This window comes from Dyella subtropica (genome assembly GCF_026283965.1).
Lineage (GTDB): Bacteria > Pseudomonadota > Gammaproteobacteria > Xanthomonadales > Rhodanobacteraceae > Dyella_D > Dyella_D subtropica.
The window spans coordinates 100,381-115,555 of the sequence record NZ_JAPDPD010000017.1; the positions used below are offsets into that span (position 1 = coordinate 100,381).

Below are 15,175 nucleotides of genomic sequence, written 5' to 3' on the forward strand. Positions count from 1 at the left end.
GCAACGCGAGCTACGCAAAGGCATGGAGCAGGCACTAATGCGCGTATCGATGTCGATGAAGTTCTGGATGCGCGCATTCGCGCTGACCGCCCTGCTTTGCCTCACCGCCTGCCACCGGGAGATAGACCCGGTGGCTTTCCATCCGGAAGGACGGCCACCGAAGCTCAGCGACTGGCACGTGGTGGAAGTGCGCGACGGCAAGCTCATGCTCAACCAGGGAGTGATGCCGTACGACCTCAACACGCCGCTGTTCACCGATTACGCGCACAAGCTGCGCACGATCTGGATGCCGAAGGGCGTGTCGGTGAAGTACGACCCGACCAACACCTTCGACTTCCCGGTCGGCACGGTGCTAAGCAAAACTTTCTATTACCCGAAAGCCGCTGACGGCAAAACGGGCGATGTCGCGCGCACCTATGACAGCTCGCACGACTTCGCCGGCGAAGGCCTGGATCTTTCGCACGTGCATCTGATCGAAACGCGCGTCCTGGTGCATCGCGCAGATGGCTGGGCGGCAATGCCCTACGTGTGGAACGACGCGCAGACTGAGGCGGACCTTGCGCGCACCGGTGCCGTGTTGCCGCTGACATTGGTCGCTGCCGACAACTCACGCGAAGACTTCAACTACGTCGTGCCCGACGAAAGCCAGTGCGCCAGCTGCCATGCGCAGGACTGGGTGACACGCAAGATTCACCCGATCGGCCCGAAGGCGCGCCATCTCAATCGCGATTATCACTACGCCAGCGGCGACGAAAATCAGCTCGAACATCTGATGAAGGTGGGCTACCTCACCGGCGCGCCGGCACCCGCACAAGCACCACGCAACGCGAACTGGGCGGATGAGCACGCCTCGCTCGACGCACGCGCACGCGCCTATCTCGACATCAACTGCGGGCATTGCCACAACCCGAAGGGCGCGGCCAACACCACTTCGTTGACGCTGGATGCGAGTGCACCGGAAGACCGCCACCTGGGCGTCTGCAAACCACCCGTAGCGGCCGGCCGCGGCACCGGCGATCACATGTTCGACATCGTGCCCGGCAAGCCGGACGACTCGATCCTGTCGTATCGCATGGCTTCGGCCGACCCCGGCGAAATGATGCCGGAGATCGGACGCAGCACGGTGCATCGCGAAGGCGTGGCATTGATCAAGGCATGGATCGCGGCGCAGCCGGGGAGCTGCGTCACGGTGCATTGAGAGGGTGTCGCAAGGGCTTACCCCCTCCCAGCCTCCCCCTGCAAGCAAGGGGAGGAGCTAAAGGCTCGCGACACCCTGCTCCCTCCCTTGCTTGCAGGGGAGGGTTGGGGAGGGGTAGGCCCTTGCGACAACACTCCCCGCTTCATTGCTTCACTGCTTCATCCATCCAACAAAAACGCACGGCAGCCGCCACACCGCGGCTTCACTACCGAGGGGAGAAACCGGTGATGACCATCCGTCCACGTCCGCTGACCATCAGCCTTCGCCAGATACTGGGCGGTACTGCGCTCATGCTCTGCAGCATCCATCCCGCGTTTGCCGACGATCCGTCGCCGCAGGACAACAAGCCCGCAGACCAGGGCAACGCCGACCCGGCCAAGGCCAAGCTACTCGGCAACATCACCGTCACCGCGCAGAGTCGCAGCCAGGAAATGCAGTCGGTGCCGATCCCGCTGCAGATCATCACTTCCAAGCAGGTGGACACGCTGGCAGCGACCGACCTGAGCAAGATGGATATCTTCGTCCCCGGTCTGGTGATCAGCGCCACCCAGCCGACCCAACCGAACTACCAACTGCGCGGCATTTCCACCAGCGACTTCGGCATTGGCACGGAGCCCGCTGTGGGCGTGTATGTGGATGGCGTCTACGCCGCCCGCTCCGGCGGTGCGCTGCTCGCCTTCAATGACATCCAGCGCATCGAGGTGCTAAAGGGTCCACAGGGCACGCTGTTTGGGCGCAACGCGGCGGCCGGCGCGATCTCCATCGTCACCAACGAGCCCAGCGATCGTTTCGAAGCCAAGGGGCGCGTGCGTATCGGCAACTATGGCAAACGCTATGCCGACGCGCTGATCAATCTGCCGATCAACCAGGACATGGCGCTGCGTTTCAGCGTGCTCGACAACCAGAGCGACGGCTGGATCAAGGATGCCGCCACCGGCAAGCGTTATGGCGAAGACAACGACTGGGGTACGCGCGCAGTGTTCCGCTGGAACATCACCTCCGACACCCGCATGTTGCTGTCGTGGGATCACGAGAAGCTCAACCAGCCGCCGCACCCGGCGATCGGCCTGATTCCGCTGTCGAACGACACCAACCAGCGCCCACCGTTTCCCGCAAACCCGGCCACGTATCTCAACCCGCTGCATGCGCCGCTATATAACGATGCCGTCGGCGCACGCGAGTCGCGCACTTTCGATGGCGTCACGCTGTCGCTGGATCATTCTTTCGGCTGGGGCAGCCTGGTCTCCACTACCGCGTGGCGCGGCTTCGATACGTTCAATCGTGGCGATTACGACGGCACCAATCACATCGTCACGTATCTCGATACCACGAACATCGAGCACAACAACAGCTGGTATCAGGAATTCAAATTGTCGGGCAACACCGGCATCGCCGACTGGGTCGGCGGCGTGAGCTACTACCAGGAGCAAGCGCGCCAGACCAGCCAGACCAACCTCTATACCGACAGCCTCGACACGCTGGCGCAAAACGTCATGCACGTGGGCACACCACTCACTGATATCAGCAATGCATTGGCAGGCATGGGCTTGCCGTACACGCTGCTCGGCGATCCCTGGCACGAAGCCATCAGCAATGACGGCAAGTTCAAGGCCTATGCGGCGTTCGGCGACGTGATCTGGCATATCGACGACCGCCTCAACATCACCACTGGCATTCGATACACGCGCGACCAGAAAACCTTCTCCTGGTACAACATGCCGCGCAGCGCGCCACAGTTCGACGCCACTGTGCAGGCACTGAACCAGGCCGGCATCACCGGCATGCTGCCGCCCGACGCGCAGATGGCATTGGCCGCCTTCAGCAACAACATCATCTTCACCGATGCGATCGGCGTGCCGGTGAAGTTCAAGAACACCTGGAACAACCTCAGTCCGCGTGTGGTGGTGGATTACAAGTTCACCCCCGACGTGATGGGCTATGCCTCGGTGACCAAGGGCTACAAGGCCGGTGGCTTCAACAGCGTGCAGGTGGGTTCGCGCTTCGCGCCGGAGAAGGTGATCAACTACGAGGCCGGCGTGAAGAGCGTTTTCCCGGAACAGAACCTGCTGCTCAACACCTCGGTGTACTACTACCGCTACGACAACAAACAGTCGCTCACCCTCGATCCCAACAGCGCCGGCTCCGGCGTGCCGCGCTACCTGGTCAACAGCACCAACCAGGAAGCCAAGGGCCTGGAGTTGGAAGCGCAGTGGCAACCGGTGACCGACCTGCGATTCAATTTCACAGGCGCTTACATCGACGCCACCTACCGTAAGGCCGTCGCGGATTCCGGCGCCAACCTAACCGGGCAGCCCACCGGCGAACCGCGCTTCTCCTACGCCACGGGCGTCTCCTACACCCTACGCAACGTGGTCAACGGTTCGCTGGAATTCGATCTGAGCTACGCCTATCGCGGCCCTGGCCGCTGCAACAACGACTCGCGACTGCAGGGCACCTGCGTGATCAGCCCCAACTTCAAAGTCGGCGAAAGCCAGCAGCGCACCGATGCACGAGTGGACTGGCATTCGGCCGGCGATCGCTGGGGCGTGGCCTTGTATGCAAGCAACCTGTTCAATAATCGCTATGTGACGGGCGTGGACAACATCAGCACCACCGTGTTCGGTACGCCCTACGCCAACATCACGCCGCCGCGCATGTGGGGCGTGGAACTCCGCGCCAAATTCTGATGACGATGAACCATACCGACTCGCTGACCAGCCAACTCCTGCGGATGCGCGAAGCCCATGCGCGCGAGCCCATGCCTGCGTGGTCCACTCGCGCGACACGACTGCGCGCGCTGCAGGCCCTGATCAACGAACACCGAAGCGATATCGCCAACGCCATCAACGACGATTTCGGCGGCCGGCCCGCGGAAGAAACCGATTTGCTGGAAGTGTTTCCCAGCCTGTCGACGCTACGCCACACGCTGCGCCACGGCCGTCGCTGGATGAAACCGCGACGCCACCTCCCTGGCCTGCTGTTCCTGCCCGCGCGCAACGAAGTGCGCCCGCAGCCGCTGGGCGTTGTCGGTGTGATCGTGCCCTGGAACTACCCGCTCTACCTCGCCATCGGCCCGATGATCGACGCACTCGCCGCCGGCAACCGCGTGATGGTGAAGATGAGCGAGTTCACGCCGAACTTCTCCGCCCTGTTCGCCAACCTGGTCGAGCGCTATTTCCAACCGGACGAAGTGCATGTGGTGAATGGCGACGCCAGCGTGGCGCAAGCCTTTTCCGCCCTACCGTTCGACCATCTGCTGTTCACCGGATCCACCGCGGTGGGCCGCCACGTGATGCGCTCGGCTTCGGCCAACCTCACGCCGGTGACACTGGAACTGGGCGGCAAGTCGCCTGCGATCCTCGGCCCCGGCGCGCGGTTCGATCACGCCGTGGAGCGCATCCTGGTCGGCAAACTGTTCAACGCCGGCCAGACCTGCATCGCCCCGGACTACGTACTGCTGCCGCGCGCACGTATGCCCGAATTCGTCGCCACCGCACGCAACGTGGCATCGCGTCTATATCCCGCTCTGCAGGACAACGCGCAATACGCCAGCATCGTCTCTGACCTCCAGTACCAGCGCCTCGCCAACTTGCGCGACAACGCCCTTCGCGACGGCGCTCGCGCGGAGCCGCTAGGCGATGTCCGCGATCAACCGACGCGCCGCCGCCTGATGCCCGTGATACTGACCGGCGTCAACGACGACATGACCGTGATGCAGGAAGAAATCTTCGGCCCACTGCTGCCGCTGGTGCCCTACGACACCCTCGACCAGGCCATCGCCTACGTGGCATCGCATCCCCACCCACTGGCCCTGTACTTGTTCGAACAAGACCGCGCCACCATCGACAACGTACTGACCCGCACCCTGGCCGGCGGCGTCACGATCAACGACACCCTCTACCACATCGCCCAACACGGCCTGCCCTTCGGCGGCGTAGGCCCCTCCGGCATGGGCGGCTACCATGGCGAAACCGGCTTCCGCACCTTCTCCCATATGAAACCCGTGTTCCACCAGGCGCGATTCAACGGGGCAGGCCTGCTCAACCCGCCGTACGGCGAACGCTTCAAGCGCATGCTCAGCATCATGCTTAAACGGGGTTGAGCATCGTTTTTGGTTGTCGCGTCAACGGGATCGCATGGGCACAAAAAAACCTCCCCGCTTTTGCGGGGAGGTTTCGTTCTTGCCGAAATCCAATCGCGAAACAGCGATCAGAACTTGTACTGCGCCGAAATACCAAACAAGTTGCCGTAATCGTCGTAGTTGCCGCTCAACACATCGCCGGTCGGGCTGACCGAGCCATTGAGATGCGCGCTGTTGACGAAGATGTGCGCATACGAGGCGTTGATCTCGAAGTGCTCACTGGCCTTGTAGCCGATACCCACCGAAGCGGTCTGGCGGGTCGAATCGGGCACGCGCGGATCGCGGTTGCTGGCGCGGGTCGGCGTGGTATCGATGGCGAGGCCGCCACGCAAGGTGATCTTGTCGTTGAGGTAGTAGTCACCACCCACGGCGATATACCACGTGTTGCGCCAGTTGAACGGCTCAACCGTCTGCGGCTGCGCCGGGTTGTCGTATTTCACAACCAACTGCTTCAGCACATCCCACTTGGTCCAGGACACGTCCATGCCGAGGCCGAACTTCTCTTCCTGGTGCCAGTAGCTGGCGGTGGCGGAGGCCGGCGTGGTCAACGCGGCGGTGCCGCCGGTGTGCTGGAACGGCACGGCGCCGCCCAACAAGGCGCTGACCTGCGGGCTACCCAACAAGGCCTGCACATTGGTCGGAACAATGTAGTTCGCATTGCCCTGGATCGTGTGCGAGATCTTGGAGTGGTAGTTCAGCGCCAGCTTGTCGTTCGGCGTCAGCTTCCAGTAGGCACCGAGCTGCCAGCCGTAGGCCCAGTCGTTGCCCTTGATGCTGGCATAACCGTCCGAACCGGGCGGTACGATGATGCCGATCTGCTGGGCCAGCGCCTGCGCCTGGACCGGGGTGATCGCACCGGCCATGGCGGCCTGCTGCACCACGCCCAGGCCAACGGCGTTGAAGTTGATCGCGCTGGTCAGGGTCGCGTTGGTGCGCTGCGCGATCGCGCTGGCGCCCAGGGCGAACGTGTCCGTGACGTCATACGAGGCCGACAGGGTGGCATCGAACGACTCAAGCTTGGTGTGGATGGCGTTGTAGCGGCCCACCCAGTTCTTGTCGTAGTCGGTCTTGAGGCCGAACGGCACTGAAATGCCGCCGCCGATATGCCAGCGATCGGCCACCTGGGTGGCGAAGAACACCGAGGGAACCGGCAGCGTGGTGCCAGCATCGCCGCCATTGCCGCCACTGATCGGGCGACCCAGGGCGTCATGCGCGGAACCGGTGAATTTGGCGCCAAAGTTGATCGCCGTGAGATCTGCCTGGAAGTAGGTGCCCTTGAGGTCACTCATCGCGGCAGGGTTGTTCACCGCCACCGAGGCGTCGCCACCGGCCGTTGCCGAGCCGGCGTAGCCGCGGCCCATGCTCTTGACGCTGTCTTCTTTCAGCTGGAAGGCACTGGCTTCGGCGCGCTGCGGTGCGGTCAGGGCGCCGACGACGGCCAGGCTCAGCGCGGCGAACGCGAGCGGACGCGCCGCGCGCGAAAAGGAACGGAAAGACTTCTGCATCGGATAGCTCCTGCTTATCGTTGGTCCAACTCGGGTCACAGTAAGGGGCTGACCGGCAAGAAAATTCATACGCGCGTTTGACATCCCCGGCCGGCACTGTGCCGGCTAGGGAAAGGGCTTGCAAGTGCGGTTGCAGCAAACCATGTGGTGGATGGACACCATTGCACGCCGTTCGCCATCGAATGCCGGGAGATCACGTCTTCATGCGTTGACCGCGGCGCCCTGGGCGCGGACTATGGCGGTCTGCCGTATGCGCTGATGCACGTGCGCCTTCTTCACACGCTCCACCAGTCGCCGGGTGTCCTCCATGCATTGTTTTGTCTACATCAGCCTGCGCAAGGCCGGCACCTATCTCTGGCTGGCCCGCCGTGATGATTTCAGTGTGCTGCCTGAATCCCTGGCGCTGATGCTGGGCGACCTTCGTTTCGTGCTTGAAGTGGAGTTGCACCCCGAACGCCGCCTGCCGCAGGAAGACGTCCACATCGTGCTCGAACATTTAGTTACCCAGGGCTGGCACCTGCAATTGCCGCCGTCGGAGACGCTGGCCACGGCCAACCATCCCGCTTACAAGAATGCACCGCACGACAGCCAAGACGGCTGAGCTGCCTCGCCTCCGGCGGTGTTAACACCGGATTACCTTCTGTCGTTCTAACGATTCCTATACTCCGCGCCCATGTCCTATTCGAAAACGCGCCGCCCGCCGCCCTTCCTGCAGGCCCTGCTCTGGTTCGTACCCGGCCTGCTCGCCGTGGCCATCGCCGCGCTGAGCGCGCATCCGCTGTCGCTTATCCCGCTGCTGCTGGCCAATACACTGACCATGGCGGCGGTGTGCCACGCGATCGGCTTCGATCCGGAGCCGCGTTTTGGACGGACGGTGTTACGGCGCGGTGCCGCGCATCTGGTGATGTTCACCGGCTATGTGGTGCTGGTGTTCCTGCTGGTCGCGTGGCCGACGCTGAAACTCAACCAGGAACACAGCCTGAGCGCGGCGCTGATGCTGGCCGCAGCGCTGGTGGTGGCGCTGGCCGCGTTGTGGCGGATGTGGCCGGCGTTTGGCCTGGTCTACGTGTGGGACGACGCTTATCCGCCGCAAAGTGACGGCTCGTGGATCTTCACCGCCACCGCGCGCAGCATCGCTTTCGGGCGCCATCTTTCTCGCGAAGAGCGGTTCTTCACCCACTACCTGCCCGCCGCAATCGCGCTGCTGGTACTCGCCTTCACGGCGATCGTGCTGTCCGGTCTGTACGGCGTGTTGCCGTCGGAACTGCGCGTGACCGCTTTGGTCATTTACGGCGTCGTGCTGCTGCCGCTGGGCTGCCTGGTGATCGCCAATCGCACGCTGCGCGCCCTGCTGTGCGAAGGTCGTCGCCCACTGCGCCAGCCCTCGGCCGGCGTCGAGGAAGCGCGCCCTGTTCCCGCGCCCAAACCCGCACCGCCGGTGTTGAACGAACAGGAGCGCACCGCCGGTACGCCCGAGCAGGCACAGGCCCTGCTCGCCGCCACACGCGACGGCGACATCGAGCGTGCACTGGCCCTGGTTGAAGCCGGCGCCGATCCGAATACGGCCCCACCCTCGAGCGATCGTGACCAGCGCCCCGTGCTGATGCTCGCGGCGCTCTTGCCCGATATGCGCCTGCTGCGCGCGCTGATCGCCAAAGGTGCCGACGTCAATCGCGCCAGTGGTGGATTCACTCCATTGCTGGCCGCCACTCGCGACAGTTGGCACGGCCGCTCCGACGCCGTGATGACCCTGCTCGCCAACGGCGCCAGCGCGCTGGCCGCCGATGCCGAAGGAAACACCGCACTGCACGGTGCGGTGCTCAGTGGCGAACCCATGGTGGCGGCGATGCTGCTGGATGCTGGCGCGCCAGTGAATGCGCTCAACCGCAGCCGCGTGAGTCCGCTCACGGCCGCCTGCCGCGCGGCCAACTGGCCGCTGGTGAAGTTCCTGCTGGAACGCGGCGCCAAACCTACCCCGCCCGATGGCGAACCGGCCCTGGTCGCCGCGGCCGGCATCGCCGACGACGACGTGGAAGGCGTGCGCATGTTGCTCAAGCATCGCGCCGCCGTGAACGCCGTTGACGCACGCCATCGCAGCGCATTGATGGAGGCCGCCGCCGAAGGCCACGAACAGATCGCCCGCGCGCTACGCGGCGCCGGTGCCGACGTGTTGCTGGCCGACCATCGCGGCAGCACCGCACTGATGGAGGCCGCGCGGGCCGGTGCCGTCGGCATCGTGCAGTTGCTGGCCGAAGCGCAGCCCGATGCGCGCGTGCGCGACCGTCACGGCCGCGACGCACTCACGCTGGCCTGCCAGTCGCCGCATGCGCACGCGGAAACCGTGCGTGCGCTGATCGCTCTCGGCGCCGAACCCAAGGCGGTCGGCAGCGATGGCCGCAGCGCGCTCGACCATGCGGCCGCCGCAGGCCGTTGGGATCTGGTCACCCTGCTCGATCCCGAAACGCCACTGCCCACCAATCTGCACTTCGACGAAGTCATCACCGAAGGCGCCGACACACCGGCCCATCTACTCGATGCGCTGCGTTTCGGTCACTGGGCGGTGGTGTCCACCTTTACCCAGCGCGTGAAGGACTGGCCGCAGTCGCAACTGGCCCAGCTCTATCTCGACCTGGCCGGCCCAGGCCTGGGTGGCGCCCGCCGCTGGCTGCTCGATCACGCGCTTTCGCCGGAGGCGCGCTTGCAGCCGCAGCTGGTCGACGACGCCGAAGTCGTTGAAGGCGCGGAACACGCGCTGCCGCCGCTGGGTCGTCGCCTGTTCGACGCACTGCTGCTGCAACTGCCTGCATCCTGCGAAGCCATCGACGATCTGCTCGCCGCTGGCGCCAGCCCAGCCGGTGCCGGCCTGCTGGCCCAGGTGCTATTGCGCCTCGACGACAGCGCTGCGAGCTCCGCCTTGGCCTTGGGCCTGCTGGAGCGTGGCGCCGATCCGTTCGGCACGGATGCGCGCGAGCGCACGCCGGTGCATCTCGCCGCTGCGCAGGGACAGCTGCCTGTACTGCAAGCCCTGCTGGCACGCGGTTGCGATCCGAACACTCGCGACATTCAGAGCCGCACACCGCTGTTCGCCGCTTTGGAGCATGGCGAAAAGGCCTTGCCACTGGTGCGCGTGCTGGTAGCGCATGGCGCCGATGCGGAAGCCACCGATGCCAGCGGTGAGACACCACTGGGCCTGGCGTTCGATCACGACGCGGTCGAGCGCTGGCTCGACTGGGGTGATTGGGTGCGGCCCCGCCGCCCCTTGCGCGCCGACGACCTGCCCGCCGCCGCTGCCGTCGGCGCGATGGCCGCCGTAGAGCGTCTGCTCGAACTCGGTTATGCCGTGAACACCCAGGATCGCCAAGGCGCCAGCGCCCTGCTGCATGCCTGCGGTGCGGGACACCGCGAGATCGCCGCTCGCCTGCTCGACGCCGGCGCCGACACTGCGTTGGCCGCGGCTAACGGCATGACGCCGCTGGCCGCCGCCGTGGGCGCGCGCCGCGACACGCTCGTCAGCCTGCTGCTGGAGCATGGCGTTGCCGCCGATCAACGCCTGCCCGGCGACGCCACCGTATTGATGGTGGCTGCTGCCATGGGCTACCCGGAGATCGTCGAGCAACTGCTGGATGCCGGCGCCGACATCAACGCCGTCGACGCGCGCGGACATAGCGCGCTGCATGCTGCCGCGCAGTTTGGCTTCGAACACAACGACAGCCTGCGCGCGCGTCGTCTGTTCGACGCACTGCTCAAGCGCCAAGCCGACGTCAATCGTGCCGACGCTGAGGGCAAGACGCCGCTGCTGCTGTTGCTCGGCGCACATCTGCGTCCGGGTAGCGACTGCGATGCGACGCATATCGGCGCGTTGGTACCGGTGCTGCTGGATGCCGGCGCGCAGCTGGAGCACGCCGACCAGCGCGGCGTCACCGCCCTGCACGCCTGCGCGATGCACGCCTTGCTGCCACCGGCACGTGTGCTGCTCGCACGTGGCGCCAATCGCTCAGCGATCGATGCCTTCGGCCGCTCAGCGGCAGACGTCGCGCGCCAACTCGGCTTCGTCGATATCGCGCACGAACTGGCCGCGCGCAGCGGCGCCATGCCCAGCGTGCGCCAGACCCTGCGCCAGCCGGCCCAACCCGCCGATTGATGTAGGAGCGCACAGGGTGCGCTCCTACATGGCCTTCGCGGCAACTTTTGCGTTTTGCTGCGATAGGCGCCACCACACTTGCGCCACCGCATCCATGTCGATCTGATCGACGCGGCTGATCTCCGGCAAACCACCCAGCACGGCGACAGGGCTGCCAGACGCACTGCGCGGCACCCAGGTGCAAGGCCAGCGATTGCCGAACAGCACCACCAGCGGGCAACCCACGGCGGCGGCCAGATGCGCCGGACCGGTATCCACCGAGACCATGCTGTGGGCTACTTCCATCAGAGCGCGCAGGTGGCCCAGCGGCAGGCCACCGCGTGGAGAAACCACATGGGGATGATTCGCGGCCGCGCGTATCGTCTCCATGTATCCCGCCTCGGCCGGCGACCCGCACAACACTACCCGCGCCTCCGGCTGCCATTGCAGGATGGCACGCGCCAGCCCCGCCCAGCGCTCCACCGGCCATGACTTTTCGTCGTCATTGGCGGCGCGCACGCCGTTCCAGCGCATGGTGCGTTTGTTCGCCGGCTGCAGCAGCACCAGCGGATGCCCGCCGATGCCTTGCTCGCGTAACCAGACCTGCAGATCCGCCCGCTCGTTCGCGGTGGGGAGGAGCCGTGGCGATAATGGCTGCGCAGCCGGGAGCGTCGGAGTATCAGCGAAGGCCGACGGCGTCTGGTCGGCAAAGCGCAGCAGCCAATCCACCCAATGCTCGCCCTCTTGCATCGGGATGTCCTCGATGAACACGCAGTGCTCCAACGGCACGCGCGCCAGCGCAAGCATGGGACGCACCTTGGTGCGGGTGCGTACATCGGGCTCGCAGATATAGAACGGCGCGGTGCGCATCTGGCGCAGCGCCAGCGCGACACGCAAGCGCTGCGGATTGAACCAGAGCGATCCGCGCTGACTCTGGAAATTCAGCACTTCAGCCACGTCATCATTGCCTTCGTACAGCACACGCGACCAATCGCCGATCGCCACCAGGCGGCAGGGTGCGCCATAGCGCAGGTGCAGCTTGTGCAGCAGCGGCTGCAACATCACCGTGTCGCCGACACGGCCAAAACGAATCACTACCGGAGACTGGACTGCAGACGTAACCATGAACCACACACGCGCACATCGGGACCTGCCCGATCCGGAAGCGGCCCGCCCCCCGGCGGCACGGCTTCCCGGTATCGCCATCATTCCATGGTCAGTGTCGAAATGAGTTACGAATCCGGTGCCATTGGCGCCGCAAGTTCTTAAAACCGACTACGGACTCTCAGCTCTGATCCTGCAAAGGCCCCAGCGAGACCTGCTCGCGCTCCTGCTTGGCGACAGGGTCGTCATCCGCGTCGAACAAATGCATCAGGTCGTCGAGTGCTTCCTTCGAGGTCTGCACCAGACGGGTCTCGTCGTCGTACACCAGGTATTGCGCCTTCAGCAACTTGATGTCGTGCTGGCGGAAGCGCTCGACACGATCCGCCGCCAGCTCGCCGGACAGGCCCAGCGCCTCCAGCGTCTTGCGCGTCATCTTGAGGCTGGAATGGAAGGTCTCGCGTACGGGCTCTTCCACGCCCAGGTCCATCAGACGGAACGCGTGCTGGCGATTGCGCGCACGCGCGATGATTTTGAGGTGCGGATACTGGCGGCGTACCAACCGTGCGATGCGCAGATTCGCCTCCGGGTCGTCCGTGGCCAGCACGAACACCTCGGCCTGGTGCGCCTGCGCGGCGCGCAGCAAGTCCGGCCGCGCTGGATCGCCGAAGAACAGCGAGGTGTTATTGAAACGGCGCACCGTCTCCATCTGCTCCACCGACGACTCCAGCGCCACGAAGGGGATGCGCTGCGCGCGCAGCACGCGGCCGACGATCTGTCCCACGCGGCCGAAGCCCGCAATGATCACGCGCGGCGCATCGGTTTCGATGGTGTCGTACTCACGCGTGGGCTTCTTCGCCTTCACGTCGATCAGCTTGGCGACCAGCGCGACCACCAGCGGCGTCACTGCCATCGACAACGTGATGGCGAGCACGATCAGGCCTTGCAGCGATTCGGCGATCAAGCGCTGCTCCGCCGCCTGCTTCAACACCACGAAGGCGAATTCGCCGCCGCAGGCCAGCAGCACCACCATGCGCAAGGTGTCGGCGTTGTTGAGCGCGCCGACGATGCGCCCCAACGGCCACAGCAGCAGCGCCTTCACCAACAACACAGCGAGCGTCAGGCCGAGCACCAGCAACGGCTGATGCAACAGCAGCGACAGATCCATCGACATGCCGACGCTGACGAAGAACAGCCCGAGCAGCAAGCCTTTGAACGGCTCGATATGCGACTCCAGCTCGTGCCGGTATTCTGAATCGGCCAGCAGCACGCCCGCGAGGAAGGCGCCCAGCGTCGACGACACACCGACCTCTTCCATCAACCAGGCCGTGCCCAGCACCACCAACAACGCGGTGGCCGTGGAGACTTCCTGCGCCTTGGCGCGCGCCACAAAGCGGAACACCGGACGCAACAGATAACGTCCGCCTACCACCACCGCCACGATCGCACCGACGGTTTGCAAGATAGCTCGCGGGTCCAACCCGTGCGGTGAGGCGGTACTGGCCAGTAGCGGTACCGCCGCGATCAGCGGGATGGCCGCGAGATCCTGAAACAACAAGATGGCGAAGGTCTGACGTCCATAAGCCGAACCGGCCTCCTTGCGCTCGGCCAGGATCTGCAAGCCAAACGCGGTGGACGACAGCGCCAGGCTGCCGCCGACCATGACTGCGGCATGGGCGGTGAGACCGAACAGGTAATAGCAAGCCATGCCGATCACCAGGCCGCACGACAGCACCTGCAATACGCCGGCACCGAACACCGAACGCCGCATCACCCATAGACGCTGCGGCGACAGCTCCAGGCCGATCACGAACAGCATCAGCACCACGCCAAACTCGGAGATGGTCGACACGCCGGCCGTATCGCTGACCAGTCCCAGCGCCTGCGGGCCGACCGCCATGCCGGCCAGCAGAAAACCCAGCACCGCGCCCAGGCGGAACCGCTTGGTCAGCGGCACGACGATAACCGTCGCCAGCAGAAACACCAGCGCGGTGTTGAGGAAGGAATGGCTTTCCACGTGCACGCCCGACAGCGAAGGATTGGCCCGATTATTCCACGCTGCTCTTCATTGCGAACGCCACATGCTCAAGAACGGCGCCAACATCAGGGTCGAGACGAGCGCTCTGGCGACATTCAAGCGCGCCACGGAAAACCTTCAAGGCGCTGGCGCAGTATGTCTTCGAGTCGCGCAATCGCTGGTGCCGATTCCTTCTCCGCGCGATGCAAGTTCAAGCCTAGCAGCGGCATCTCAGGAAGCCCCGCCTCTCGCGCGTCCAACCCCCGCACTGTGCCAGGCAAACCCACACGAGTGCGCAGGGCCACGCCAAGTCCCGCCGCCACCGCGGCCCAGATACCCGCGAGGCTCGCGCTGGTGAAGGCGATGCGCCACGGAATGCCGGCGCGATCGAGCGCCGTGGTCGCGGCCGTGCGCATCAGGCAGGGCGCATCCAGCGACACCAGCGGCAAGGGCTCATCACCATCGCGTGACCAGCCAAGCTCGCCAACGCCCGAGCCGATCCAGCACATCGGCACCTCGCCGATGCGTTCGACATGAGGCGTGACGATGCCGGCATCCCACGCCAATGCGAGATCGAGCCGGCCTGTGGTCACCCGATCGAGTAATTCCGAATTGCGTGCAATGCGCGCCTCGATGCGCACCTTGGGATGTGCCCGCGCGAAGCGGCCGAGCACATCCGGCAACAACGATTCGCCGAAATCCTCTTGCAAGCCCAGGCGAATCCAGCCCTCCAGCGCCACACCGTGGATCGCCGCGGCGGCTTCGTCGTTGAGTTCAAGCAGACGGCGCGCATAGGCCAGCATGGTTTCGCCGGCCTCGGTCAGCGCCATGCCGCGCCCGTGCCGCCGTAGGATCTCCGTGCCGGCCTGATCCTCCAGCTTCTTCAGCTGCGCGCTGACGGCCGAAGTCGAGCGCCCCAGACGATCGGCCGCCTTGGCAAAGCTACCCAGCTCGACACCCAGCGAGAAGCTGCGCAGCACATCCAGATCGAAGTTCACCCGTCGCGTCATGACCGTTCCAAATTTGTGGATTGTGAATTCCGCAATTCCTGATTTTCCGGACGACAGTGTCGCGCTACTGTGAGCAACGTCAA

Annotated in this window: 9 protein-coding genes; 5 read left to right on the forward strand and 4 right to left on the reverse strand. The window is 64.9% G+C overall.

Annotation, left to right across the window (positions count from 1 at the left end; genetic code table 11):
* Nucleotides 1–37 precede the first annotated feature (37 nt).
* The 3 genes from OUZ45_RS15350 (at nt 38) to OUZ45_RS15360 (ending at nt 5,300) form a co-directional block, all read left to right on the forward strand.
* Complete coding sequence (locus tag OUZ45_RS15350; protein WP_266171008.1) at nt 38–1,198, forward strand: SO2930 family diheme c-type cytochrome; 1,161 nt, start codon at nt 38–40, stop codon at nt 1,196–1,198.
* Between the two features lie 227 nt (nt 1,199–1,425).
* Nucleotides 1,426–3,885: a TonB-dependent receptor gene (locus tag OUZ45_RS15355; RefSeq protein ID WP_266171009.1), complete on the forward strand. Its 2,460-nt coding sequence runs from the start codon at nt 1,426–1,428 to the stop codon at nt 3,883–3,885.
* A 5-nt stretch (nt 3,886–3,890) separates the two neighbouring features.
* Complete coding sequence (locus OUZ45_RS15360; RefSeq protein WP_266171010.1) at nt 3,891–5,300, forward strand: coniferyl aldehyde dehydrogenase; 1,410 nt, start codon at nt 3,891–3,893, stop codon at nt 5,298–5,300.
* Between the two features lie 107 nt (nt 5,301–5,407).
* Here OUZ45_RS15360 and OUZ45_RS15365 read toward each other — a convergent pair whose 3' ends face one another.
* Entirely contained in the window at nt 5,408–6,844 is a 1,437-nt protein-coding gene (locus OUZ45_RS15365; RefSeq protein ID WP_266171011.1) for an OmpP1/FadL family transporter, read from the reverse strand.
* 307 nt (nt 6,845–7,151) lie between these two features.
* On the opposite strand from OUZ45_RS15365, the gene OUZ45_RS15370 reads away from it, so the two are divergent.
* On the forward strand, nt 7,152–7,445 hold the full coding sequence (locus OUZ45_RS15370; protein ID WP_266171012.1) for a YcgL domain-containing protein: 294 nt from the start codon (nt 7,152–7,154) through the stop codon (nt 7,443–7,445).
* Nucleotides 7,446–7,517: 72 nt separating this feature from the next.
* Nucleotides 7,518–10,985 (forward strand): ankyrin repeat domain-containing protein, encoded by a 3,468-nt coding sequence (locus OUZ45_RS15375; protein WP_266171013.1) that lies wholly within the window; start codon nt 7,518–7,520, stop codon nt 10,983–10,985.
* A 24-nt stretch (nt 10,986–11,009) separates the two neighbouring features.
* Here OUZ45_RS15375 and OUZ45_RS15380 read toward each other — a convergent pair whose 3' ends face one another.
* From OUZ45_RS15380 to OUZ45_RS15390, 3 genes are all read right to left on the reverse strand, one after another.
* Nucleotides 11,010–12,089: a glycosyltransferase family 9 protein gene (locus OUZ45_RS15380; RefSeq protein ID WP_266171014.1), complete on the reverse strand. Its 1,080-nt coding sequence runs from the start codon at nt 12,087–12,089 to the stop codon at nt 11,010–11,012.
* A 160-nt stretch (nt 12,090–12,249) separates the two neighbouring features.
* Complete coding sequence (locus OUZ45_RS15385; RefSeq protein ID WP_266171015.1) at nt 12,250–14,082, reverse strand: monovalent cation:proton antiporter-2 (CPA2) family protein; 1,833 nt, start codon at nt 14,080–14,082, stop codon at nt 12,250–12,252.
* A 116-nt stretch (nt 14,083–14,198) separates the two neighbouring features.
* Nucleotides 14,199–15,092, reverse strand: coding sequence for a LysR substrate-binding domain-containing protein (locus OUZ45_RS15390; protein WP_266171016.1), 894 nt, complete (start codon nt 15,090–15,092; stop codon nt 14,199–14,201).
* Between the last annotated feature and the right edge of the window lie 83 nt (nt 15,093–15,175).

What these genes read in the sequence shown, in the direction of transcription:
- OUZ45_RS15370 (WP_266171012.1), top strand. Translation starts at nt 7,152, where the DNA reads ATGCATTGTTTTGTCTACATCAGCCTGCGCAAGGCCGGCACCTATCTC.
- OUZ45_RS15375 (WP_266171013.1), top strand. Translation starts at nt 7,518, where the DNA reads ATGTCCTATTCGAAAACGCGCCGCCCGCCGCCCTTCCTGCAGGCCCTG.
- OUZ45_RS15360 (WP_266171010.1), top strand. Translation starts at nt 3,891, where the DNA reads ATGAACCATACCGACTCGCTGACCAGCCAACTCCTGCGGATGCGCGAA.
- OUZ45_RS15380 (WP_266171014.1), bottom strand. Translation starts at nt 12,089, where the DNA reads ATGGTTACGTCTGCAGTCCAGTCTCCGGTAGTGATTCGTTTTGGCCGT.
- OUZ45_RS15355 (WP_266171009.1), top strand. Translation starts at nt 1,426, where the DNA reads ATGACCATCCGTCCACGTCCGCTGACCATCAGCCTTCGCCAGATACTG.
- OUZ45_RS15350 (WP_266171008.1), top strand. Translation starts at nt 38, where the DNA reads ATGCGCGTATCGATGTCGATGAAGTTCTGGATGCGCGCATTCGCGCTG.
- OUZ45_RS15390 (WP_266171016.1), bottom strand. Translation starts at nt 15,092, where the DNA reads ATGACGCGACGGGTGAACTTCGATCTGGATGTGCTGCGCAGCTTCTCG.
- OUZ45_RS15365 (WP_266171011.1), bottom strand. Translation starts at nt 6,844, where the DNA reads ATGCAGAAGTCTTTCCGTTCCTTTTCGCGCGCGGCGCGTCCGCTCGCG.